At 47.0% G+C, this 23,795-nt stretch carries 23 protein-coding genes and 1 pseudogene; 12 read left to right on the top strand and 12 right to left on the bottom strand.

Features of this window, described 5'->3' with window-relative positions:
- Nucleotides 1-240: 240 nt before the first annotated feature.
- From MIC7113_RS06380 to MIC7113_RS06365, 4 genes are all read left to right on the top strand, one after another.
- Nucleotides 241-1,089, top strand: coding sequence for an alpha/beta fold hydrolase (locus tag MIC7113_RS06380; protein WP_015181358.1), 849 nt, complete (start codon nucleotides 241-243; stop codon nucleotides 1,087-1,089).
- Between the two features lie 253 nt (nucleotides 1,090-1,342).
- The gene (locus tag MIC7113_RS06375; protein WP_015181357.1) at nucleotides 1,343-2,224 is read left to right on the top strand and encodes an ABC transporter permease; all 882 of its coding nucleotides are present in this window, start codon (nucleotides 1,343-1,345) and stop codon (nucleotides 2,222-2,224) included.
- Nucleotides 2,225-2,323: 99 nt separating this feature from the next.
- Complete coding sequence (locus MIC7113_RS06370) at nucleotides 2,324-3,640, top strand: cytosine deaminase (RefSeq protein ID WP_015181356.1); 1,317 nt, start codon at nucleotides 2,324-2,326, stop codon at nucleotides 3,638-3,640.
- A 105-nt stretch (nucleotides 3,641-3,745) separates the two neighbouring features.
- A complete protein-coding gene (locus MIC7113_RS06365; RefSeq protein WP_015181355.1) occupies nucleotides 3,746-5,092 on the top strand; it encodes an FAD-binding oxidoreductase in 1,347 nt (448 codons plus the stop codon).
- A gap of 35 nt (nucleotides 5,093-5,127) precedes the next feature.
- Here the strand turns inward: MIC7113_RS06365 and MIC7113_RS06360 are convergent.
- The 4 genes and pseudogenes from MIC7113_RS06360 to MIC7113_RS06345 form a co-directional block, all read right to left on the bottom strand.
- Nucleotides 5,128-5,313 (bottom strand): annotated as a pseudogene (locus MIC7113_RS06360) (sodium-dependent bicarbonate transport family permease); the annotation flags it as partial.
- A 63-nt stretch (nucleotides 5,314-5,376) separates the two neighbouring features.
- Entirely contained in the window at nucleotides 5,377-5,709 is a 333-nt protein-coding gene (locus tag MIC7113_RS06355; protein ID WP_015181354.1) for a P-II family nitrogen regulator, read from the bottom strand.
- A 93-nt stretch (nucleotides 5,710-5,802) separates the two neighbouring features.
- Entirely contained in the window at nucleotides 5,803-6,936 is a 1,134-nt protein-coding gene (locus MIC7113_RS06350) for a sodium-dependent bicarbonate transport family permease (protein WP_015181353.1), read from the bottom strand.
- A 416-nt stretch (nucleotides 6,937-7,352) separates the two neighbouring features.
- Nucleotides 7,353-7,598, bottom strand: coding sequence for a hypothetical protein (locus MIC7113_RS06345; protein ID WP_015181352.1), 246 nt, complete (start codon nucleotides 7,596-7,598; stop codon nucleotides 7,353-7,355).
- 577 nt (nucleotides 7,599-8,175) lie between these two features.
- Between MIC7113_RS06345 and MIC7113_RS06340 the strand changes: the two genes are divergently transcribed.
- Both MIC7113_RS06340 and MIC7113_RS06335 read left to right on the top strand, forming a co-directional pair.
- Nucleotides 8,176-8,988, top strand: coding sequence for a creatininase family protein (locus MIC7113_RS06340; protein ID WP_015181351.1), 813 nt, complete (start codon nucleotides 8,176-8,178; stop codon nucleotides 8,986-8,988).
- Between the two features lie 374 nt (nucleotides 8,989-9,362).
- Nucleotides 9,363-11,081 carry a pentapeptide repeat-containing protein gene (locus MIC7113_RS06335; RefSeq protein WP_051055591.1) on the top strand — a complete coding sequence of 573 codons (1,719 nt, stop codon included), beginning with the start codon at nucleotides 9,363-9,365 and terminating at the stop codon, nucleotides 11,079-11,081.
- A 33-nt stretch (nucleotides 11,082-11,114) separates the two neighbouring features.
- Here the strand turns inward: MIC7113_RS06335 and MIC7113_RS06330 are convergent, their stop codons facing one another.
- The 8 genes from MIC7113_RS06330 to cysE all read right to left on the bottom strand — a co-directional run bounded on the left by MIC7113_RS06330 (nucleotide 11,115) and on the right by cysE (nucleotide 15,798).
- Entirely contained in the window at nucleotides 11,115-11,669 is a 555-nt protein-coding gene (locus MIC7113_RS06330) for a (2Fe-2S) ferredoxin domain-containing protein (protein ID WP_015181349.1), read from the bottom strand.
- A gap of 256 nt (nucleotides 11,670-11,925) precedes the next feature.
- On the bottom strand, nucleotides 11,926-12,129 hold the full coding sequence (gene nifT, locus MIC7113_RS06325; RefSeq protein ID WP_015181348.1) for a putative nitrogen fixation protein NifT: 204 nt from the start codon (nucleotides 12,127-12,129) through the stop codon (nucleotides 11,926-11,928).
- Nucleotides 12,104-12,394 (bottom strand): nitrogen fixation protein NifZ, encoded by a 291-nt coding sequence (locus tag MIC7113_RS06320; protein ID WP_015181347.1) that lies wholly within the window; start codon nucleotides 12,392-12,394, stop codon nucleotides 12,104-12,106. The genes nifT and MIC7113_RS06320 overlap by 26 nt, the downstream gene beginning before the upstream one ends.
- Nucleotides 12,381-13,514, bottom strand: a complete 1,134-nt coding sequence (gene nifV / locus MIC7113_RS06315) for a homocitrate synthase (RefSeq protein WP_015181346.1) — start codon at nucleotides 13,512-13,514, stop codon at nucleotides 12,381-12,383. The genes MIC7113_RS06320 and nifV overlap by 14 nt, the downstream gene beginning before the upstream one ends.
- A gap of 99 nt (nucleotides 13,515-13,613) precedes the next feature.
- The gene (locus tag MIC7113_RS06310; protein ID WP_015181345.1) at nucleotides 13,614-13,841 is read right to left on the bottom strand and encodes a DUF2949 domain-containing protein; all 228 of its coding nucleotides are present in this window, start codon (nucleotides 13,839-13,841) and stop codon (nucleotides 13,614-13,616) included.
- 119 nt (nucleotides 13,842-13,960) lie between these two features.
- Nucleotides 13,961-14,491: a DNA starvation/stress protection protein DpsA gene (locus MIC7113_RS06305; RefSeq protein WP_015181344.1), complete on the bottom strand. Its 531-nt coding sequence runs from the start codon at nucleotides 14,489-14,491 to the stop codon at nucleotides 13,961-13,963.
- 424 nt (nucleotides 14,492-14,915) lie between these two features.
- Nucleotides 14,916-15,161 (bottom strand): Asr1405/Asl0597 family protein, encoded by a 246-nt coding sequence (locus tag MIC7113_RS06300; RefSeq protein WP_015181343.1) that lies wholly within the window; start codon nucleotides 15,159-15,161, stop codon nucleotides 14,916-14,918.
- Nucleotides 15,145-15,798, bottom strand: coding sequence for a serine O-acetyltransferase (cysE, locus tag MIC7113_RS06295; protein WP_155898157.1), 654 nt, complete (start codon nucleotides 15,796-15,798; stop codon nucleotides 15,145-15,147). Before cysE ends, MIC7113_RS06300 begins: the two co-directional genes overlap by 17 nt.
- 1,164 nt (nucleotides 15,799-16,962) lie before the next feature.
- On the opposite strand from cysE, the gene nifB reads away from it, so the two are divergent.
- The 6 genes from nifB to nifD all read left to right on the top strand — a co-directional run bounded on the left by nifB (nucleotide 16,963) and on the right by nifD (nucleotide 23,679).
- A complete protein-coding gene (gene nifB / locus MIC7113_RS06290; protein ID WP_015181341.1) occupies nucleotides 16,963-18,408 on the top strand; it encodes a nitrogenase cofactor biosynthesis protein NifB in 1,446 nt (481 codons plus the stop codon).
- A 143-nt stretch (nucleotides 18,409-18,551) separates the two neighbouring features.
- On the top strand, nucleotides 18,552-19,763 hold the full coding sequence (gene nifS / locus MIC7113_RS06285) for a cysteine desulfurase NifS (protein ID WP_015181340.1): 1,212 nt from the start codon (nucleotides 18,552-18,554) through the stop codon (nucleotides 19,761-19,763).
- Between the two features lie 296 nt (nucleotides 19,764-20,059).
- On the top strand, nucleotides 20,060-20,962 hold the full coding sequence (gene nifU / locus MIC7113_RS06280; RefSeq protein WP_015181339.1) for a Fe-S cluster assembly protein NifU: 903 nt from the start codon (nucleotides 20,060-20,062) through the stop codon (nucleotides 20,960-20,962).
- A gap of 65 nt (nucleotides 20,963-21,027) precedes the next feature.
- Entirely contained in the window at nucleotides 21,028-21,213 is a 186-nt protein-coding gene (locus MIC7113_RS36020) for a hypothetical protein (protein ID WP_155897947.1), read from the top strand.
- Nucleotides 21,206-22,105, top strand: a complete 900-nt coding sequence (gene nifH / locus MIC7113_RS06275; protein WP_015181338.1) for a nitrogenase iron protein — start codon at nucleotides 21,206-21,208, stop codon at nucleotides 22,103-22,105. Before MIC7113_RS36020 ends, nifH begins: the two co-directional genes overlap by 8 nt.
- A 125-nt stretch (nucleotides 22,106-22,230) precedes the next feature.
- Nucleotides 22,231-23,679 carry a nitrogenase molybdenum-iron protein alpha chain gene (gene nifD / locus MIC7113_RS06270; RefSeq protein WP_015181337.1) on the top strand — a complete coding sequence of 483 codons (1,449 nt, stop codon included), beginning with the start codon at nucleotides 22,231-22,233 and terminating at the stop codon, nucleotides 23,677-23,679.
- The last annotated feature ends 116 nt before the right edge of the window (nucleotides 23,680-23,795 follow it).

Genomic DNA, 23,795 nt, shown 5'->3' with positions numbered 1-23,795 from the left:
GGGCGTCGAGACTGGGGGCTAAAGACGGGTGCATCCCAATGCCTGTCAAAATGCCTAGCGACTAAAGTCGCGGCTACACAAACGAAGTCCGCCTGCGCGGACTTTCAATGACGCTGCTTAGGCAGGCTACCCTTCGGGAAGCCGCTTCGCGTCTATGTTTGTGTAACCCCAGACTTACAGCCTGCCGGTGTATATTTGCAAAAATGGGATGCTTCCCTAAAGACTAGGCAAGGTAAGAATATGTCTTTAACAGGCCATGTGTATTCAAGCGGTTTTAAGCTCCAGTATATTGTTGAAGGTAACGGAACTCCTACCCTCGTGGTGGGAAGTTCACTGTATTACTCAAGAACGTTTTCTAACAATCTTCGTAACAGTCTAAAGTTGGTTTTTGTCGATCATCGAGGTTTCTCACCTCAGAATGATTGTAAAGATACTTCTGCGTACCAGTTAGACTTACTGGTTGATGATATTGAACTGGTTAGGAAAGAGTTAGGATTGGACAAGATTATTGTTATTGGTCATTCAGGCCATGCATTTATGGCGCTGGAGTATGCAAAGAAATATCCTGCAAATGTGTCTCATCTAGTAATGATGTGTGTAGGTCCGAGTTACTCCCATGAAGGGCATCTTGCATCGTTACGATATCTGAATGATTCTGTTTGTCCTGAGCGTAAAGCAGCTCTTGCTAAAAACCTGGCTAGGTTGCCTCAAGAAATCTCCGCCGCACCTGAGAAAGCCTTTATTACATATTGCCTGTTCATGGGACCCAAAAGTTGGTTTGACTACAACTATGACGCGACAGAACTTTGGGAAGGTGTAGAAGTAAATATGGCTATGTTTGATTATGTCTGGGGCGAGGTTTTTCGCGACATCGATATTACTGAGAACTTAGATAAGTTGCTTTCCCCTGTGTTCCTTGTTCTTGGTCGCTATGACTACTTGGTTCCACCAGCGTATTTGTGGGAAGGAGTGAGAGACAAGTTCAGTAATCTTACTATCCGCGTATTTGAGAAGAGCAGTCATGCGCCTCACTTTGAAGAACCAGAGCTATTTGATAAAGAGTTGATCGAGTGGCTTTTCAATAGCTAAGCCTTCATTCCATAGTCAATCCAACATTTTATTTTCTCCTTATTATTAGTTTTAACTACTTCCTGAAAACAATCTTCTATAGATTGAATTCAGGCTAAAATATAATTCAAGCCACATTGAAGTTCATGTTATATTTTATTGATAATTAGCTCTTGCCTTCCTCGTGCGTTAGTGTTTTTTACAGAGGGTCTGACCAATTGGGATAGACACAGATGTTAGGTCGATAATGAAAAAGCTTTTCGGATAGGTTCTTATGCTCCCTACGCCAGAAAAAAATCCGGTGGCTACAAACGATAGCCACCGTGTCGTTACCCAATCCCCTCAGGCGAGTTGGATCGCTTGGTTCAAAAAGTTAGTCTCACCTGATGTGATTGCACCGATTGTGGTTGGCATCTTGGCAATCTTGGTATGGGAGATTTTCGTGCAGGTAACTAAGATGCCACCTTACTTACTGCCAGGGCCGTTTTTAGTATTACAAACCCTGATGAGTGATTGGAATGAGCTGTTTCCTTCACTCATGATTACCCTGCAAATTACACTTGCAGCTTTTGTAACGGCGGTGGTTTCTGGATTGTTGGTGGCGATTTTGTTTACTCAGAATAAGTGGATTGAACGGAGTTTTTTCCCTTATGCGGTGATTTTGCAAACAACGCCAATTGTGGCGATCGCACCGTTAATCATTATCTGGATGAGGAATAATACTTTTGCGGCTTTGGTGGTTTGTGCCTGGATTGTGGCGTTTTTTCCGATTGTTTCTAACACGACTCTGGGACTCAACAGTGTTGACCACAATTTGAGTAATGTGTTTCAGCTTTATCAAGCTTCGCGCTGGCAGACTCTGCTGTATCTGCGTTTACCCAGTGCTTTGCCTTATTTCTTGGGAGGATTGCGGATTAGTGGGGGTTTGGCGTTAATTGGTGCGGTGGTGGCGGAGTTTGTGGCGGGTACGGGTGGGGCGCGATCGGGTATTGCTTATCAAATTTTAATGGCAAGCTATAATTTGCAAATTCCTCGGATGTTTGCGGCTTTATTGATGACGACAAGTTTAGGTGTAGTTATTTTTGTCGGGTTGACTGTTTTATCTGACTTTTTGTTGCATAATTGGCATGAAAGTGCTGTTAAACGGGAGAATTAAAATCAACGAACTGCTCCAGACACAGAGGGCACAGAGAGGAAAAAATAGAAAGTAATTTGAACTTTTGAGTTTCTAATATTCAAGCATTAATTAAATCTGATGATTCCAACAGCGGAACACTACTGGCTAAAAAATGTGCATGTACCTGCGTCAGTCTTGAGCCTCCATGACTCTAGTGTTACAGCCCAGCAAACCGGGGAAGGTTTATGTTTAATTGACCTGGAAATTGCTGATGGTAATATTGTCCAAATTATCACTGCCGATGGCTGCGATACAGGAGAGACGCCAACTGTAAATCTGCGCGGTGGGCAAGTGTGGCCTTGTTTTGTGGATATGCACACCCATTTAGATAAAGGTCATATTTGGACACGTTCTCCTAATCCTGATGGTACTTTTGATAGTGCTCTTGAAGCCGCAAAACTAGATAGCGAACAATATTGGCAGGCGGAAGATGTCTATCGTCGCATGGAATTTGGTTTAAAGTGCAGCTATGCCCATGGAACTCAAGCTATCCGGACTCATATTGACTCGTTTGGGCAACAGGCAGAAATTAGTTTAGAGGTATTCAAAGCCCTGCAAAAAGAATGGTGTGATCGATTGATTTTGCAAGCCGTTTCCCTCGTTACGATTGACTACTACCAAACCCCAGAAGGTGCGGCTTTAGCTGATAAAATTGCTGAAGTAAAGGGCATTATTGGGGGAGTGGCTTTTATCAATCCTGACTTAGATGCCGAACTGGATACTGTATTTTTTCTGGCTAAAGAACGGGGTTTGAATCTAGATTTACATACGGATGAAAACAACGATCCGAATTCAATTTGTTTGCAGAAGGTAGCAGAAGCAGCCCTCCGTCATGAGTTTACTGGACAAGTGGTTTGTGGTCACTGTTGTAGTTTAGCTGTACAGGAATCCAATGTCGTCCAAAAAACGTTGGATTTAGTCAAACAGGCAGGGATTGGTATTGTTAGTCTACCCATGTGTAACCTCTATCTTCAAGATAGAAAGCCCCACACTACACCACGCTGGCGGGGAGTAACATTACTCAATGAATTGAAACAGTACGGTATTCCTGTGGCTGTTGCTAGCGATAACTGCCGCGATCCATTTTATGGTTTTGGCGATCATGATGTTTTAGAAGTCTTTACCCAATCTGTCAGGATTGCCCAGTTAGATATGCCTTATGGAGATTGGCCTTGTGCTGTTACTAAGACATCGGCTGACTTAATGGGGTTGTCTGGTGTGAGTCGAATTGGGGTTGGATTACCGGCTAATTTAATTGTATTTAAAGGACGAAACTTCAGTGAACTCTTGTCCCGTCCTCAGAGCGATCGCCTTGTGCTCAGAAAAGGTAAAGCGATTGATACGACTTTACCCGATTACGCTGAACTCGATGATTTAGTTAGAAAATTAGCTTGACCGGATAGGGTAAGGTCATAATATATCATGCCTTAACTTAGTGAAGTAGACAAAACCTCCACCTGTTTTTTGGGGGAAAATCCAACATCCAACACCCAAAATCCAATGACTTCGACTACCCCTAAACTTGTTGATTGGGATGCGATCGCATCTGAACTAGCTGGCATCGAAATTATTAGGGAATCTTCCCAGATTACCAAACTGTCTCTAGACTATTACCATTTCAGCCCAGTACTACAACAAACACTCTGCGATAAGCGAGCAGATTTAGTCGTTCGTCCCACGAATGAGGCCGAAGTTCTGCGAGTGGCGGCAGTCTGTGTCAAGTATCAGGTACCCCTAACCGTGCGGGGGGCAGGTACGGGTAACTATGGGCAGTGTATCCCCCTCAGTGGCGGGATAATTCTGGATACCACGCGGATGCATGGCATTCGCTGGATTAAACCCGGATTAGCTTGTGTGGAACCTGGGGTGAAACTGTCGGCGTTTGATAAACAGGCACGGGAGATGGGTTGGGAGTTGCGGATGGTGCCCTCAACGTACCGCACAGCAACCATTGGCGGATTTATCGGGGGAGGAAGTGGGGGAATTGGTTCCATTACTTATGGGCAATTGCGCGATCGCGGCAATCTTCATGCTGTCCGTGTCGTTACCCTAGAAGATGAACCGCGTGTCCTTGAACTTCGTGGGGATGAGGTACAAAAGGTAAATCACGCTTATGGCACCAATGGCATTATCACCGAATTAGAAATTCCCCTTGCCCCAGCTTATGCTTGGGCTGAGATTATTGTCGTCTTTGATGACTTCATGACGGCAGCAAGATTTGGTGAAGCCTTGGCTCATAGCGATGGTTTAATGAAGAAGCTGATCAGCATTCATGCATGGCCCATTCCTTCTTACTTTACCGCCCTCAAGAATTACCTTCCCGAAAACAAGCACTGTGCCTTACTGATGATTGCCGAGTCATGCCTAGAACCGTTCCAAGATTTAGTTCGGGAGAATGGGGGTCAAGTTACATATCAGAAACCCGCTCAAGAAGCCAGCAAAGGAACCAGCTTAGTAGAATTTACGTGGAATCATACCACCTTACACGCCCGCAGCGCTGACCCCTCCCTAACTTATCTCCAAACGTTCTTTTTTACCCTAGAGCGAGTGGAGCATTTCTATCATCATTTTGGTGATGAGGTATTAATGCATTTGGAATTTCTGCGGACGAATGGGCAAGTGATTCCCGGCGGATTGCAAGTGGTGCGCTACACCACTGAAGAACGCCTCAACGAAATCATTCACTATCACGAAGAGAAGGGAGCTTTCATTGCCAATCCTCACACCTACATTCTGGAAGATGGGGGGATGAAAACCGTTAATGTTGAGCAATTAAAGTTCAAAGAACAGATTGACCCTTATGGGTTGCTGAATCCCGGTAAGATGAGAGCTTGGCTGGAGCGTTAATATACCACGGCGAACAGCGCGGGTAACAGCATCTATGGCAGATTGCCATTGCGGATCGCAATGCCGCCGCTCAGGCCGACTTTTATGAGCAGCATGAAGACGATGAACTTATAGATCCCATCTGGAATTTCCAGTTGGCTACCGAGGGCGGCAATGACCATACCACCAATCAGAAAGCCGAGTGTCGGGGACTGCAACTGAGACCCAAGTCCCGCAGGCAAGAAATACGGCTACTAAAAACCGGGGTCATGCCCCGGCTTTTTTTTGTTTCGAGTCGTCTCAATTCAACAGCCGTCTGGTCCACAGAAACTGTGCCCGTACAGTACCTCCGCGTCACAGATATAGATCATGCCCGCAAAATCGAGGAAAAACTTTATTGCGACCTTATCCGCAATATCCTCGGCCATATCTCGATCGGGGGTGAGCACCTCGAACTTTATATTCGCATTGGTGTCAGAAACGCTAGGTTGTCCCGACGAGCGCACGTTGCGACTGCCTTTACCGCCGGTTTCCAGAACCGTATAACCGGTTGCCCCGGATTCTTCGATGATATCGGCGATCTTTTTCAGCAGAATCTTTTCCGTGATGATGACGAGCTTTTTGGCTGGCTTGGCCATGTTGGTTACCTCCTTACCGTAATTGATCTTATATATTGAGTCGCTTGGTCTGCCGGGTCAAGGGAGGGCCGAAAGACCGCGACCCGTCTGGGATTAGCTGCCGCTGATCGCCTGGGCGAGCCCGAGGAAGAGCGGTATTGCTATACCAATCGCAATGGGTGTACCGATGGCTGTGGAAGCACCGATGTAGGCAGAGGGATTGGCTGATGGAATCCCAGCTCGCAACGTGGGCGGACCTGAGATGTCTGAACTGGAGGCGGCGATGACGGCCAGGATCACAACACCGCCCAGGCTGAATCCCGTGGTGTAGTGGGCAATCATGCCGAGACCGAAGGCGATGAACCCATGCACCAGCGGTGCCACTACGCTATACACGACGTACCACTGAGCTACCTTACGTAGTTCGCCAAGTCTTGACCAAGCCTCCATACCCATGACCAGCATCAAGATCGAAAGCAAGCCGCGGAAGAGGGGGTCGTAGAAGCTTTTATAGACACTTTCCGGCTGGGTGAACAGGCCAAGAGCAATGCCGAGCAACATTGCCGATAAGGCAGGGCCCTGGAGGCTTTCCTTCACGATCGGCCATATTTTGACCCGATTATCCACAGACTGCTGCTTTCTGAGATACTCTTGCCGGCTGCTGGGATAATCCTGCTGATCGGGATAATTGCCTGCTGCAACGGTCTGCTTGCTGAGATACTCCTGCTTGCTGAGAGACTCGCCTGCTGCACTACGCTTCTTCTTGTGGTTGAGATAAATGTTGGCCACCACAATCGCCATTACAAGCGCTGGGATATCCATGAAGGGATAGAGTGCGGCAGCCCATGCCTCGTATGGCATTTTTTGCTCTTCCAGGAGCGTCAGGGCGGCAGCCATAGTAGAGCCACTCACCGCACCAAACAACCCCCCGGTCGCAATCGCATCTACGGTTTTGACGTTCGGCAGCTTGGCCAACGTATAGCGCGCGATGAATACAACAATAATCCCTACTGCTACAGCAAACGCTGCGGGTAAAATCATCTCCGTCAGGTTGGAATTGCGGATCGCCATACCACCAGTCAGACCGATTTTCATGAGCAGCATGAAGACGATGATCTGATTAATCGCCTCTGGAATTACCAATTCGGTACCAAGGGCGGCAATGACCATACCACCAATCAAAAAACCAAGTGTTGGGGACTGCAACTGCTTAACGAAGTCCATCAAGAACAAGGACAAAAAATCCATGAATACCTCCTTCTGCATCCTCTAAAAAAGAGCTATTATTGTGATAATTGAGCTTTAAGAAGTAAGAGAAGGGTGCAGCGCTTAAACCCTGCCGCTCTCCGAATGGGGCTGGAAGGTGTCGCTGTCCCACAGTAACTTCTATGGATAGATCAATATCTATTAAGACCCAAAATTCTATGTACTTAAGCCTATCTTTAATTTCGCACAAATTTGCGATCGCTTTACATTGATATGCCAAGTAATTTCAAATTCAAATCATAAGTTTTTCCTTTATTTTCAGAAAACCCGTATATCTGTGGTCAGTGTAAATTGCGATCATCGAATTTTCCCCATACACGGATATTGCGCCAAGGACGGTATGGGATCAGCAAAATCGGAAGAGTTGCGTGGACACCACTCTTCTAGCAATGACTGAGCTAATCAATCCACATTTCAGGGGGAGCTGTTGACGGTTCATAAGTCTTGGATGGACTGTAACTGGCGAGGTTAAACCACCCCACCGCCAGTAGAAGACCGAACCCACTGCCCAACAAAAAAGTCCAGGCGTGAGACGAATCGAACACGCACAGCAGGCGGCGATCTGCGCTATACACCTGCACTAGCCAGCCTTCGCTGGTGTTATCAAATTTGGTTCGCAGTTTAGTTGGGTCAAACTTGTTCATCGTATACGCTCCATGTTGATCGAATGTATGTGGCGGTGACGGGAACTTGCCCACCGCTACGGAAACACCTGTTATAAATTCACCTGTGAATGGAGAGTGTCTCAAGGAGAGAGACTGGGTCGTTCAAACCTGGCCTTGATGTCGAACAGAAGACAGACATCTATGGTTTCGCCTTGAACGATATTCTTAAGTTTATAGTTAGATTTGCTGGTTGAATGGTGGTCATAGCGCCAAAAGGATAAGTGTTTTTTATAAAATGCTTCCACTAATCTCAATCAATCTTTCTCAACAGAGGGTAGTGGATTCGCCGATCTTTGGCATAAACTTAAAGATATTGTTCAAGGCAAAACATAGAGTATTGCCTTGAATTGTCGTAACAGAACGCATCAAGAGGTAACCCGGATGGCCCAGGAAGCCAGCAAGCTTGTCATCGTCACGGAAAAGGTGCTGCTGAAAAGGGGTTGCTGAAAAAGAACGCTAAGATCATCATTTGAAAAGCAATCCAAAAGAGTGATTCGAGCTAGGGCGAATTCATCCCGTTCCATTCAATTGCTTAAAATCATCAAAAAAATATAAGATGCACGGCTTTATTCCCCCCGATCGCTTCTTTCCCTATCTAACTTGGACTGATATTCAGGCGATGCCAGATAAGGAAAATGTGGTGATTATTCAACCGGTGGGGTCAATTGAACAACATGGCCCTCATTTACCGATTATTGTAGATTCTGCGATCGCCTCTGCTGTTCTGGGTAAAGCTTTATCAAAACTCAATCCCACCATTCCCGCTTATGCTCTACCTCCCCTTTATTACGGCAAATCCAATGAGCATTGGCACTTCCCAGGCACGATTACCTTGAGCGCCCAAACCCTATTAGCCGTACTGACGGAAATGGCAGACAGTATCTATCGCTCCGGGTTTCGGAAGTTAGTACTGATGAACGCTCATGGAGGACAGCCGCAGGTGATGGAAATTGCAGCACGGGATATTCATCAGAAGTATGAGGATTTTCTGATTTTCCCGTTGTTTACCTGGCGAGTACCGAACATTGCCAAGGAATTACTCACGCTGAAAGAGTTGGAGTATGGCATCCATGCCGGAGATGGGGAAACGAGCTTGTTGCTCTCGATTTTACCGGAACAGGTGAAAATGGAAAGAGCCGTTGCTGAGTATCCCCAAGAGTTACCAGAGGATAGCCTGCTGAGTATGGAAGGGAAGCTGCCGTTTGCTTGGGTGACGCGGGATTTAAGTCAGAGTGGGGTGATGGGGGATGCGACAGTCGCGACGAAGGAAAAAGGCGATCGCCTCTTAGAATCTCTGGGTGAGGGTTGGGTGAGGGTGATTGAGGATGTCTATCAATTTCGTCAGCCGCAAGTCTGGATGAAGAGTTAAAGGAGATCTTGCATCAGTTGCCATAACCCGCCAGGGGTTTAAACCCCTGGCTCACAGCTCGCATTCGTCTTCATACGACTGAATAAGAGTTTCAGTCCATTTCAATGGACTTGAGCTATAAGCCAAGAAATTAATTTCTTGGCGGGTGTGGAGGCTTACCGACAAAGGTGCAAGATGTCAGTTAAGGGAGATGGGGCGGAAAAGCAGTCATCACTCGCTTAACGAATTAGGTTAGAGGTTATAACCTTGTCAAAGCGTGGCTAAGGCGGCCTAATTGCTGCTTAACCACAAGGGTATGGGCTGAATTTTGGCGATCGCTTTACTTGATGAAGACAATGGAAATAGCTGTGGTCGCCAAAACTATATTAATGAATATGTCTGTCCCACAAGTGGATCTAGTATCTTTGGTGTCGAGGATTTCGCTTTTAGAAGAGCGGCAGAATCTTTTAGCGAAGTATACAGTAAACGTTAAACGCCAGTTAGAGCGTCTGATCGAACGATTCAACACACGGGCTGAGTTGCCGATGCTGGAAAATTTACAAGAAGCGATCGGGCAGCTGTGTGAAAAACTGACCTATTGGCAACAGCAGCAACATCCCGATTGGCAACAAAATCAACATCCGTTCGTTGATTGGAACGGAACGTTTGATACTTTAGATACCTATGAGAGCCTCAATGGAATCGAGGCGTTTGAAATGCCAGTGATGGATGAGGAATTGGCGAATCGATGGGTGAAGCTTGAGGAGGCTGAGTGTGATGTCGATGAACAGACAAATACTTGGCCTGAAGCGAGTCCGGAATCCGAGATTTCCTTTAATACCGCCGAAAGGGCGATTTCGCCCAGCGCCGTCTCAAAGGCGATCAGCACTGGAGAATTTTTGAGGCAGTATAACGAGCAGAAACGTGATTTTACAGGAGCTAACCTCAGCGGAATTAATTTAGCCGGAAAGTTCCTCAGCTATGACTTGAACCTGAGCCAAGCCAACTTGAGCCAAGCTAAACTCGCGCAGGCTAACCTCAGTGGGATCAATCTAAGCGGTGCCAATCTGAGGGGAGCTCAATTGAGTAAAGCTAATTTATGGCAGACAAACCTGAAAGAGGCAAACCTAGAACAGGCCGACCTCAGCCATGCCACACTCAAAGAAACAAGCTTAGAAAAAGCCAACCTCAGCAAAACTAACCTGAGTGAAGCCAATCTATCGCAACAAGTAAACCTGAATGGAGCCAACCTGAGTCAGGCCAATCTGAGCAAGGCTAATTTGAGACAATCAACCCTCACTCAAGCCGACTTGAGCCAAGCCGATTTAAGCCAAGCCAATCTGATAGAAACCCATTTAGAAGGAGCAAATTTTCAAGGGATTAATCTCGAACAAGCAATTTACAATCGAGCAACTGTTTTTCCCCAAGGTTTTGATATTGCATCCACTGGTGCTTGCCTAATTGCTCCTCATGCTTCCTTAAAAAAGGCTAATTTTGCAGGTGCCGATTTGAATGATGTAGACCTCGCTAAAGCGCATTTACAAGGGGCAAACCTGACTTCGACTAACCTGCAAGCGGCTGACTTGAGTGAAGCTAATTTGAGCCAAGCCAACCTCACTCAGGCTAATTTAGGAAGTGCCATACTTCTTCAGGCCAACCTCAGTGAAGCCAATTTGGAGGAGGCTAACTTGGAGGGGGCAAATCTGACTGGAGCCGATTTAAATGGTGCAAATCTTAAACATGCCAATTTGCAGAATACCAATTTAGCAGCAGCAAACCTTTATCAAGCCAATTTAAAGCAGGCAAAACCCAAAGTTGATGATCGGACAAACTTCAGTGGGGCTAACCTAGCGGGAGCCAATTTGGTGGGATTAAATTTGGAAAAAGTTAATTTAAGTCGTGCGAATTTAGTCTCAGCCAACCTATGTGGTATATTACTTCAAGCGGCGAATTTAAGTGGGGCTAATCTCTCATTTGCTGACCTAGCTGGGGCAGATTTAAGAGATGCCAACTTAGAAAAAGCAAATCTTAAAAAAGCCAATTTAAGAGGTGTAAATTTAAATGGAGCAAGGCTTTTTGATACCATCATGCCAGATGGTACTGTCCATGAATAGTCTTGGCTCATATTATGCGAAACCAGCCAGCTTTTAGAGATTTTCAATCAGAGTTGCGATCGCCTCTGGATGCATCCCACTTAAGCGAGTTTTACCAGGCATTAAGACTAAATTGGGTGCTTGGGAACAGCGTTTAAGGCAACCTGTCCGCTCAATTTTCACTCGGTCTTGCAAACCGCGATCGCACAAAGTCGCCTCTAATTCTTGACATAGTCGTTTACCCCCTCGCTTGATACAACCCGACTTTTGACACATCAGAATTTTCGCTTTCGGTCGAGTATGCAATACTTGCTGCTGAGGAATCATTTCTTGTGAGTCAAGGGTGAGCTTGTTGACTTGCTCAGCTTTTAATTTGAATTGGCCTGTATGCTTATCTAATTTCTTTGTCCCAATCACTAAGATCTGGTCACTGGGTCGTAAGATTCGCATGAAAAAAGCACGCGATTCTTTTGGAACTTTAATGTGAAACTCGCCCGTCTCAATCGCCACACGCAAGTATTTTAGTTTGCCAAACTCATCACTCGCGAAACCTAAAAACTGTCCTTCAATGCGAAATTCTGACACCAGCTTATAATTAAAATTATCCATGTCTTGTTAATAGGTAAACTCAATGACTTCAACTAGTGCAGCGTGGCAGAAATAACTATCCAGTTGAAAAAGGTTAAAAAGCTTACTGTACAAACTTTCTTGCCTTCTGCCTACTCCTGCCCAGAACGCTGCGCGAACTGCCTTTTATCTTCTGCCTTCTTGCACTAGGTATTAGAGGAGAGTCTGGCTCCCCCTTCTCTCCCAAAGAAGGGGGCTAGAGGGTTAAAGCTAATGTCTCATTCCCTCTCTCTACTGATTAAGCCAGCCGCTTCGCCTCCACAGTTTTTGGTAACTTTAAAGGTTCCTCCAGAGGCGGCATTGCCAGCTCCCAACCATTCGCTAAAGTAAAAATTTTCCCTGATTCTCCTTGCGTTTCCTGTACCACTTCTTCTTCAAGGTCTTTCTTAGCGACATAGACGACCAACTGTCCGCTATCACCGCGACGCAACATTACTTTCATACTTAATTTCCTCAGCGAGTTCTAGTTCTTTTTTGCGACAACCGACGATAAATCCCGTTGTCATAAAATGCACCGCGTAGATATAGGAACTTTGCAAGAATGTACCAATGCTAACGACATAGCCAACATCGCCTTTCTTCGCTAAAGTTGCCCCGATTTCCTGACCCGGAAATGTGCCATCGTTGCGAATTAGCTTGCGTACCCGTACCTTTTGACCGATTTCAAAGGTCGGTGGACTGTCTAATTCCACTTCATCTGATGCCATTGGCTATCCTCCTATTTGGTACTAAATTAAGTAATTCTTCTACGGTTAAACTTCGTTTAACTTGCACGGATAAATGTCTGACGGCATCCAAAACATACTGAGTTTCCTCTTTTTCCAATGTCACACCATGCTGCTGTAACACGTTGGATACGAGATGCCGACCTGAATGTTTCCCCACAACTAAACGCCGCTCCCAGCCAACTTCTTCGGGGGCAAAAGGTTCATAAGTAATTGGGTTTTTCAGAACGCCCGCTGCATGAATTCCAGATTCATGAACAAAGGTATTCTCACCCACCACCGCTTTCCAAGGCGGTACTGCACAACCGGATGCCCGAACAACCATTTGAGACAATTCCAGCAAACGTCGGGTGTCAATGCCTGCGTGGATTCCGTAAATCCGTTTCAGAGCCATGACGACTTCTTCCAATGCCGCATTACCAGCTCTTTCACCTAATCCATTCACCGTAGTATTAACGGATTTGGCTCCCGCTTTAATGCCAGCCAGAGCATTGGCAGTGGCTAAACCCAAATCATTATGGGTATGCATTTCAACGGGAATGGATAGCGAGTCCACCAATTTGCGGACTTTGGTGTAAGTAGTGAAGGGGTCGAGAATGCCTACCGTGTCGCAAAAGCGAAACCGTGAGGCTCCCCATTCTTGAGCTAAAAGGGCTACGTCTAGGAGAAAATTTTCATCCGCCCTGGAGGAATCTTCTCCTCCGACTGACACAAACAAACCTTGCTCTAAGGCGAAGTCAATGGTTTCTTGCAATCGCTCCAGCATCACTCGCCAGAGTCCGTGAAACTTGGCAGCAATTTGGATTTCAGAAACGGGAACGGAGATATGGACTCGCTTCAGACCGCAGGCGATAGAAGCGCTAATATCTGAGCGTACAGCGCGGTTCCAACCGAGTAATTCGGCAGAAAGTCCAAGGTCATTAATGGCTGCGATCGCTTTTATTTCTTCGGTACCCATTGCAGGAATACCGACTTCTAATTCTTGCACGCCCATCGCATTTAAAAAAGTGGCGATCGCTACTTTTTCATCTACATTAAAGGCGACGCCTGCGGCTTGTTCGCCATCCCGGAGTGTTGTGTCATTAATTCGGATTTGGTTCATTTCTTTTTCCCTAAGCTGGAGAAGCAGAAACTGTTTACGTTTGGTGTGTGGGGGTGTCCCAGAGAAAATCAACGTTTGGCGTTTTAATCGACTGCTTTCTCACTCTAAAAGTGGACTACAAAATTTAAGCGACGTGGAAGATTCTAGCCAATCAAAAATTTGCTGTAGCTGTTCTAAAGAAACCAGGCCATACTGCCAGAGAATCATGTGCAAAGGCCCTGCATCTTGCTCTCGGTGACGTAGCGCCACGGCGATCGCATCATCGGAGATATCGAGTTCACCTTGTAAAAAGTTGATGAATTCGGTCTTGTTTTGAGCGCATTCCATGACGATACATTTCACCTCTCTTAGTGGGGAATAGCTAATGCAGAGAGCCAATAACAAAATCTAAATTTTGGAAGCTTGAGTCTTGGCTCTGGCTATAATATGAATGCAACTGAGTTCATTTATCGGCTCAGAACTAGCGTATCTTCCGCTAAAAAGTGAGCTAGATGAAAAGCCCGATCTTCAGTTTGCAATAAGATTTGCTCGTACAAGTAGCGCGTGGCGCGATCTCCCACACTCTCCGCTTGGGAAGCCTGACGACGCAGCAAATTAATCACGTCTTGCTCTGCTTTCAGGTCATGCTCCAGCATTTGACGAGCCTGAAAAATACCATCTGACTCTGGTGAAAAGCAGCACAGTTCTGACAATTTGCCAAAGCTAGCTGCTGGTGTACCACCTAAGCCATTTAAGCGTTCTCCTAACTCATGAACATGGCTTTGAACCGCTGAGTAGCTGTCTTGAAAAAACTGATGTAGTGAATAAAATTCAGCACCTTCCACTACAAAATGGTGCTTTTGATATTGCAAGTAAAGAGCTTGGAAACTCGCAAGCGCAAGATTTAAGCCCTCACAAACGGGAACAGTCACATCTTGTCCCAAGCCAATGGGGTTGTTGTCTACTTGACCAAAGGGTCTTAATACAGCTTGTGTCATCAATTTACTCCTGAGTATGAATGGACTTTGTCCAATTTAGGAATTTAAGGTGAGAAGCGAGCCTCATTGCTGGACTCTGACCTTAAATCCCTTGAATACTGATGTACAGTTTTTCTTGAATTTGATATATTCGCTGGTGTGTTGTTTCTAATATTTCTCAAGAAAAACGACCAAAAATCCTACAATGTGTTGGCGATAACTAGAAATTTCCCGCCATCCATCCGCTCACTGCTCACTGTTTTAAATCGAATGGCACTGACTTAAAAAATCTCCCACCTCACCAACCAACCCTTGTGCAGGGGGCCTGGGGGAGGCACTCCGTCCCCCACCGGAGCTTTAGTGAGGAGGGGGTTTGGGGGGAAACCCCCCAATCTGGGTTTTTCCAAGAAACGATCACTTTCCCCTTAATTGAGTACCATTTCTTTTAAATCTGCCAGCACCGCTCTAACCAATCCACTAACTCTTGCCGAGGTGCCACAAATTGCTGCACAGTACTGCGAACCAGCATTGCGGAAACGCTATCATTCACCTCAACCCGAAGAGAACCATCCGCCGGACACCAACAAGGAATTCTCAACTCTTGCAAACGGTGATAGATTTGCCAGCGCAGAATACGGGAAACATTCACAATCTGACCGACTGAGGTATTAGAACTAGAGGGTGGAAGCATGATTGTTACCGCTGATCATCTGTAAGGTTTGCAGTTGTTGTTCCAACCGCTCAATGCGATTCAGCAAAACGCGAATCACAGTAGCTTCGGTATCTGGTAGCTGTCCATGATCTAAAGGACAGACTCCCTCGCCAGAGCGACGGATAATTCGACCAGGCACACCCACTACGGTGCAATGGTCAGGCACATTCCGCAGTACAATCGAGCCGGCACCGATGCGGACATGATTGCCAATTTGGATATTGCCTAAAACTTTTACACCTGCGCCAACCACGACATGCTCTCCCACAGTAGGATGGCGTTTACCACTTTCCTTACCCGTCCCGCCTAAGGTGACGCCTTGATAAATCAGGGTGTAGTCTCCTACGATCGCAGTTTCTCCAATCACAACACCCATGCCGTGATCGATAAACACACCCCGTCCGATCACTGCTCCTGGATGAATTTCAATCCCCGTTAACCACCGACTGAAGTGGGAAATCAAACGGGGGAGGAAAGGAAGTTGGCGCAAATGTAACCCATGAGCAATGCGATGCAGGACGAGTGCGTGCAAACCAGGGTAGCAGCACAGCACCTCCAGCCAGTTGCGTGCTGCTGGATCTCGCTCAAAGATAATGCGAAAATCAGCCAGCAGAATCTGCCATCCTATCGCCAGGGGATTTCCTTGAGGGAGGGTATATGCTTTGCCCTGGAGTCTCGCCTCTTGTCTTTCTCCTTTAATCGGATCAGGATTAAGAAACTGACCTCTTTCCTTAGCCTTTAGTCCAGAGTGAACTTGGGAGGGTTGCCTCTCTTGCACAGGGGCATTGACCGAATCCGGTATTGTGCAGGCTCTGCCAGTCTGTGAAATGAAGGGCGGTAACATCAAATTTCGTGGTTGAAAGGAACTTGTCTGTCTCCCTGCTTATATCAGGCGGTTCCCATCACGACATGGAATTTGATGTCGATCAGATTTATTGAAATAATTAAGGATGTACTCAAAACCCTAAATCCCGCTCTATTCGGTATTTAAAATTTCTTTTAGGGTAGGGGTTCTGGTATTTTTTGACCAAGGTACGAGTATTGATCATCAAGGGGTCTAGTATTCATGTACTCAAGATAAAATCCCTTCCAGATAACCCGTTGAAGGTGTTTTGGACTTGTTGTTTTGCCAGCATAAAGTTGTACTCAACAGTGAGTTCAATGGACAAGAAAGTTGCCTATAGATAATTTAAGTCTTCCTCCTAAAGAGAAATATTAAAATTCTCTAAAATTCAGTTGATTAACAAAAAAATGCTACATTATATACAGAATAGAATTTCGTGGAAGCTCTAAGGGAGGCTTCAGTCCGCCTCCCTGCTTTTTTCAACCTGTCTGTAGGACTCAGCAGACTTTTAATGATTCGATAATTGAGAGCTTTTGAGTACAGGTTTGCTCTCATACAGAAATGTTTGAAACTATCCTCAAACCTTCGCCGCGATTAGGTTTGACTTGAGTACAAAAAAACAAGCCCCCTCCCTCATAAATACTCGTCCCCTAGCCAATAAATACTAGCGCCTCTACCCAAATTTTTTTTTGCATGTCGGCTACTCTTGCATTTGAGGCCGATGAGTACAACTTAATTAATTCAATAAATCTGAATCCGGGCCAGATGCACGGCATCGATTTAAGGCAGTTGCTATAAATTCAATAACGAACAACAGACACTGCTTAGCTCTCGAAAGAGAAAAAACCTTCTTGATCGAAATCAGTAAGTGTATCGACTCGAAGTAGATATTTCACAGACATCGCGACAGACCAGTAATCTGACCCACGAAATTCGATGCCACAATCTACAGCACTACTTTCCACCCAAGAAACGACTAAGGATAAAAAATCAGGTAGCTGCGGTTGCAGCAGTACGAATAGCTCGGCAAACGAGCTAGATGCCAAAATGATGGAGCGCATCGCCAAGCATCCTTGCTATAGCGAAGAAGCCCATCATCACTATGCAAGGATGCACGTTGCAGTAGCCCCAGCTTGCAACATTCAATGTAATTATTGCAATCGCAAATACGACTGTGCCAACGAAAGTCGTCCTGGTGTCGTCAGTGAGTTGCTGACACCGCAAGAAGCCGCACACAAAGTGCTGGTGATTGCCGGTAAGATTCCCCAAATGACTGTACTGGGAATTGCAGGACCGGGTGACCCATTGGCGAACCCAGAAAAGACGTTTGAGACATTTGAGCGAATTGCCGAAAAAGCACCGGATATCAAGCTGTGCCTGTCAACCAACGGTTTGATGCTTCCCGATCATGTGGAGCGTATTAAACAACTCAACGTCGATCACGTCACCATTACTATTAATATGGTTGACCCCGAAGTTGGCACGAAAATTTATCCTTGGGTTCACTACAGACGGAAGCGCTACAAAGGCTTAGAAGCGGCTCGAATTCTGCATGAACGGCAGATGGAAGGATTGCAGGCACTCAGAGAAGCTGACATTCTCTGCAAAGTTAACTCCGTGATGATTCCGGGGATTAATGACGAGCACCTCGTGGAAGTGGATGAAGTCATCCGCTCCAAAGGGGCATTCCTCCACAATATAATGCCCTTGATTTCTGCCCCGGAACACGGCACTCACTTCGGCTTAACCGGTCAACGTGGTCCCACACCCAAAGAGCTGAAAACGCTGCAAGACAATTGCTCCGGCAATATGAAGATGATGCGCCACTGCCGCCAGTGTCGTGCCGATGCGGTGGGACTGTTGGGTGAAGACCGTTCGCAAGAATTCACCAAAGAGAAGTTCATGGAAATGGCACCAGAATACAACCTGGAGCAACGGCAAGAAGTTCACGCTGGGATTGAGCAGTTTAAGGAACAACTTCAAGCTGCCAAAGCGAAGGTGAAAGGTGCCAAGAAAGTGGCTAACAGTCCCAAAATCTTGGTGGCAGTAGCAACCAAGGGCGGCGGATTGGTCAATCAACACTTTGGTCATGCCAAGGAATTTCAGATTTTTGAAGTGGATGCTAATGATGCCAAGTTTGTCGGGCACCGCAAGATTGACCACTATTGCCAAAGCGGTTACGGCGAAGAAGCCACATTAGAACACATCATCAAAGCGATTTCCGATTGCAAAGCCGTGTTGGTTTCCAAGATTGGTCACTGTCCACAAGATGAATTGCACAAAGCCGGAATCCAGACTGTTGAGGCTTATGACGTGATTGAGAAAGTGGCACGGGAATTCTACGACCAATATATGCAAACAGCCCCAAAGGTTGAGGCTTAACGGGTTAGCAAGTTGAAGGTTGCAAGTTGCAGGTTACAGATTAGAACTTCCAACCTTCAACCTTCCGACCCAACCTTCAACCTTGATTATCAACAAATAAACGTTAAATTCTCGCCACATCATAATCAAGTTGGGAAAAGCTCATGCAAACATGTATTTATCTTGATAACAACGCCACAACTAAGGTAGATGATGCCGTCGTCCGGGTCATGTTACCTTACCTCACTGAATTCTACGGCAACCCCTCTTCGATGCATACCTTTGGTGGGCAAGTGGGTCGAGCGATATCAGAAGCGCGATCGCAAGTTGCCGCCCTCCTGGGTGCTGATACCTCAGAAATTGTCTTTACCAGTTGCGGTACAGAAGGCGATAATGCAGCTATTCGTGCAGCCCTCCTCGCTCAACCCGAAAAGCGCCACATCGTTACCACCCAAGTTGAACATGCAGCGGTTTTGAATCTCTGCAAGTTGATGGAAAAACAGGGCTATACCGTTACTTATCTTTCGGTGAATCGCCATGGACAAATTGATTTAGATGAACTGGAAGCCTCCCTCACCGGGAATACCGCCCTCGTTTCCATCATGTATGCAAACAACGAAACAGGTGTAGTGTTTCCAATAGAACAAATTGGGCAAATTGTCAAGGAACGGGGCATTACCTACCATGTAGATGCGGTGCAAGCCGTGGGTAAAATCCCCCTGAATATGAAGAATAGCACCATCGACATGCTCACCCTGTCCGGTCACAAGCTACACGCCCCCAAGGGAATTGGTGCTCTTTATGTCCGCAAAGGTGTTAGATTCCGCCCCCTACTCATCGGTGGACACCAAGAGAGAGGGCGTCGGGGTGGTACGGAGAATGTTGCAAGTATCATTGGTTTGGGTAAAGCGGCTGAACTGGAACTGTTGCATCTGCCAGAAGCCACCCAGAGAGAAAAGCAACTGCGCGATCGCTTAGAAAAAACCCTCCTTGCAACCATCCCCGACTGCGAAGTTAATGGCGATCGCAAAAATCGGTTACCCAACACAACCAACATCGGCTTCAAGTTTATCGAAGGGGAAGCGATTCTCTTATCACTCAACCAATATGGAATCTGTGCCTCATCCGGTTCGGCTTGCACTTCTGGTTCTCTTGAGCCTTCTCATGTACTGCGGGCAATGGGCTTACCCTACACCATCTTGCACGGTTCCATCCGCTTCAGCCTTTGCCGCTACACGACAGACGCCGAAATTGATGCAGTGATAGCCGTTATGCCCGGTATTGTTGAACGTCTGCGTGCAATGTCACCCTTCAGCAGCGACGCAGCAGGTTGGCTCCAAGAACAAGAACAAACTCTTTCAGGGGCTAGAAACTAGGGACTGTTTAACGTAGACGCGCAGCGGCTTGCCGCAGGCCACCACAGAGGCGCAGAGAACGCAGAGAAAGAGAAAGGAGAGGATTGCAGACAGGCTCTAGAGATTAGCAAAGATTGTTTCTAATTATCACACCCCTCCCTAATTACTCATCTTCGTTTGCATCGGAATTAACTAAGATTAAGCCCCAAAAACTCTGCGAACCTCTGCGCTTTCCTCTGCAACCTCTGCGTTAAAAAAAACATCCTATTCCGACACCAACGGATTCGATATTACTCATCTCCAATCCAAAATCAGCCATGTGGGACTATACCGACAAAGTAATGGAACTCTTCTACAATCCCAAGAATCAGGGAGCGCTAGAAGACAAAGATGAATCAGGGATTGCAGTTGTTTTCGGTGAAGTAGGCAGTATTGCTTGCGGAGATGCCCTAAGACTGCACCTGAAGATAGAAGTAGACAGCGACACGATTCTCGACTCTCGTTTTCAAACCTTTGGTTGTACCAGTGCGATCGCATCTTCCTCTGCACTGACTGAAATCATCAAAGGCAAAACCTTAGATCAAGCCCTCAATATTACGAACAAAGATATTGCAGAATTCTTGGGCGGTCTGCCGGAAGCCAAGATGCACTGCTCAGTGATGGGGCAAGAAGCATTAGAAGCCGCCATTTACAATTATCGCGGCATCCCCTTAGTCACTCACGAAGACGACGATGAAGGCGCGTTGATTTGCAGTTGCTTTGGTATCAGCGAAGCCAAGATTCGCCGAGTGATTCGCGAAAACAGCCTCACAACGGCAGAACAGGTAACCAGCTACGTTAAAGCCGGTGGCGGTTGCGGTTCATGTTTGGCAGGGATTGATGATTTGCTCTCCGCTGTAGGACATGAAGCCGCGCTGGCAGCCGAGAGAGAGATGAGCGTGAGAGTTGCAAGCGATTTGGCTACAGCCAAAGCTCAAGGCCCCCTCACCACTGTGCAAAAAATCGCACTAATTCAACAAGTCATCAACGAAGAAGTCAAGCCCGTACTGGCTTTAGACGGTGGAGATGTAGAACTGTTCGATGTAGAAGGCGATCGCGTTTTAGTCCAGCTCAAAGGCGCTTGCGGTTCCTGTTCCAGCAGTACAGCGACTCTGAAGATTGCGATCGAAGCACGCCTGCAAGAGCGCGTCCTACCCAGCCTTGTAGTCGAAGCCGTTTAGTTAGTGATTATTGGTTATTGTTCAATCCTCACGAACAGCCAATCACAAACAACAAACAACAAACCATGAAAACTTTTTTCTTCCAGGTAACACCTATCTTACCTGTCGAGCGATCGCCACCTGTGGCGTCTCTCAAGGCCCTCACCCTAGTGAGACACCTACAGGTGAACTGCAATCGCTCGTTAGCTACAGACAGACGCAATAGCGTCCAACGACACACAAACCAACTCAGGAGAAAAACCAATGTCTGACGATGCAATGAGACAAATAGCTTTCTACGGCAAAGGCGGTATCGGTAAATCCACCACATCCCAAAATACAATTTCCGGTTTAGCAGAACTGGGCGAGCGCATCATGATTGTGGGTTGCGACCCGAAAGCCGACTCGACTCGTCTAATGCTGCACTCTAAAGCTCAGACCACCATTCTATCGCTAGCTGCTGAGCGTGGCGCAGTAGAAGACCTAGAACTCGAAGAAGTACTACTCACTGGCTACAAAGGTGTCAAGTGCGTTGAGTCTGGTGGCCCAGAACCCGGTGTAGGTTGTGCAGGACGGGGTATCATCACCGCCATCAACTTCCTCGAAGAAAATGGCGCTTACGAAGACCTCGACTTTGTTAGCTACGACGTGTTAGGAGACGTTGTTTGCGGTGGATTTGCCATGCCAATCCGCGAAGGCAAAGCTCAAGAAATCTACATCGTCACCTCCGGTGAAATGATGGCAATGTATGCCGCCAACAACATTGCACGAGGCGTTCTCAAGTACGCTCACTCTGGCGGTGTACGCCTAGGTGGCTTAATCTGCAACAGCCGTAAAGTTGACCGGGAAATCGAGCTGATTGAAACCTTGGCAGAGCGGTTGAATACTCAAATGATTCACTTCGTTCCCCGCGACAACGTTGTGCAACACGCAGAACTACGCCGCATGACGGTCATTGAGTATGCACCTAACTGCAACCAAGCCAATGAGTACCGTGCTCTTGCCAAGAAGATCAAGGAAAACAAGAACCTCACCATTCCTACACCCATCTCGATGGACGAGTTAGAAGACTTACTCGTGCAATTCGGAATCCTCGGCGACGACAAAGAGTTCGAGCACCTCGTCGGCAAGACCGCAGACGAAGTACCTGTCGCTGCTGTCTAGTTCAAATCCCAAGCCGTAGGTGGGCAAAACCCACCTCCACCATACCCCCCAACCAAGTCCTTGGGGTGGGCGACACCAGCCCCCCCCTCTCTCCCCCCACTCAACCCATTGAAGAGAGGAAGACCATGACAGTAGAAGAGAAGAAAGAGCTAATCCAAGAAGTCCTGGAAGCCTACCCTGAGAAAGGTCGCAAAAAGCGGGAAAAGCACCTAAACGTTTACGAAGAAGGAAAGTCTGATTGCGGCGTTAAGTCTAACATCAAGTCTCTGCCTGGATCGATGACCACCCGTGGCTGTGCCTACGCTGGTTCTAAGGGTGTGGTTTGGGGTCCGATTAAGGACATGATCCACATCAGTCACGGGCCTGTCGGCTGCGGTTACTACTCCTGGTCTGGTCGCCGCAACTATTATATCGGCACCACAGGCATCGACACTTTTGGCACGATGCAGTTCACCTCCGACTTCCAAGAACGAGATATCGTTTTTGGTGGTGACAAGAAACTCGCCAAACTAATCACAGAACTAGACGAACTCTTCCCCCTCAACCGAGGCGTCTCCATCCAGTCCGAATGTCCCATCGGTCTAATTGGGGATGACATCGAAGCAGTAGCCAAAAAGTCAGCTAAAGAAATCGGCAAGACTGTAGTACCAGTCCGTTGCGAAGGCTTCCGGGGTGTGTCCCAGTCTCTCGGTCACCACATTGCCAACGACGCTGTACGTGACTGGGTATTCAAAGGCTCTGAGAAGAAGACAAAAGACGTTGAAGGCACTCCCTACGATGTCGCGATTATCGGAGACTACAACATTGGTGGTGACGCCTGGTCGTCCCGCATTCTATTAGAAGAAATTGGCTTACGTGTCGTTGCCCAGTGGTCAGGGGATGGTACCCTGCACGAGATGGAAATGACACCCACCGTGAAGCTGAACCTAGTTCACTGCTACCGCTCGATGAACTACATCAGCCGTCACATGGAAGAAACCTACGGGATTCCCTGGTTAGAGTACAACTTCTTTGGCCCGACCAAGATTGCTGAATCTCTGCGGATGATTGCTGCCAAATTTGACGAAACAATCCAGCAAAAAGCAGAAGAAGTTATTGCTAAGTACGAAGCTCAAACCCAAGCCGTACTCGAAAAATATCGCCCACGCCTAGAAGGCAAGACTGTCGCCCTGATGGTGGGTGGTTTACGTCCTCGCCACGTTGTCCCTGCATTCTATGACTTGGGGATGAGGCTAATCGGTACAGGTTATGAGTTTGGTCATAACGACGACTACAAACGTACCACCCACTACATCGAAAACGGCACCCTGATTTACGATGACGTTTCTGCCTTTGAGTTTGAGGAGTTTGTCAAGGAACTCAAGCCGGATCTGATTGCTTCAGGGATTAAAGAGAAGTACGTCTTCCAGAAGATGGCTCTACCCTTCCGTCAGATGCACTCCTGGGATTACTCCGGCCCCTACCACGGTTACGACGGATTCGCTATCTTCGCTCGTGACATGGATTTAGCACTCAACAGCCCCACCTGGAGCTTGGTTGGCGCACCGTGGAAGAAAGCTGAAGCAACCGTGTAAGGCAATCGTAGGGTGCGTTATAACGCACCGTCTTTAAACTTGGTGCGTTACGGTTCCGTAACACACCCTACCAAAAGGCTAACTCTCCCACTCCCCTCATCCCCACCCCCAATTGG

The sequence above is a fragment of the Allocoleopsis franciscana PCC 7113 genome (assembly GCF_000317515.1).
GTDB classification, from domain to species: Bacteria; Cyanobacteriota; Cyanobacteriia; order Cyanobacteriales; family Coleofasciculaceae; genus Allocoleopsis; species Allocoleopsis franciscana.
The sequence above is the reverse complement of the archived record's forward strand: the minus strand, read 5'-3'. Positions and strand labels throughout refer to the sequence as shown.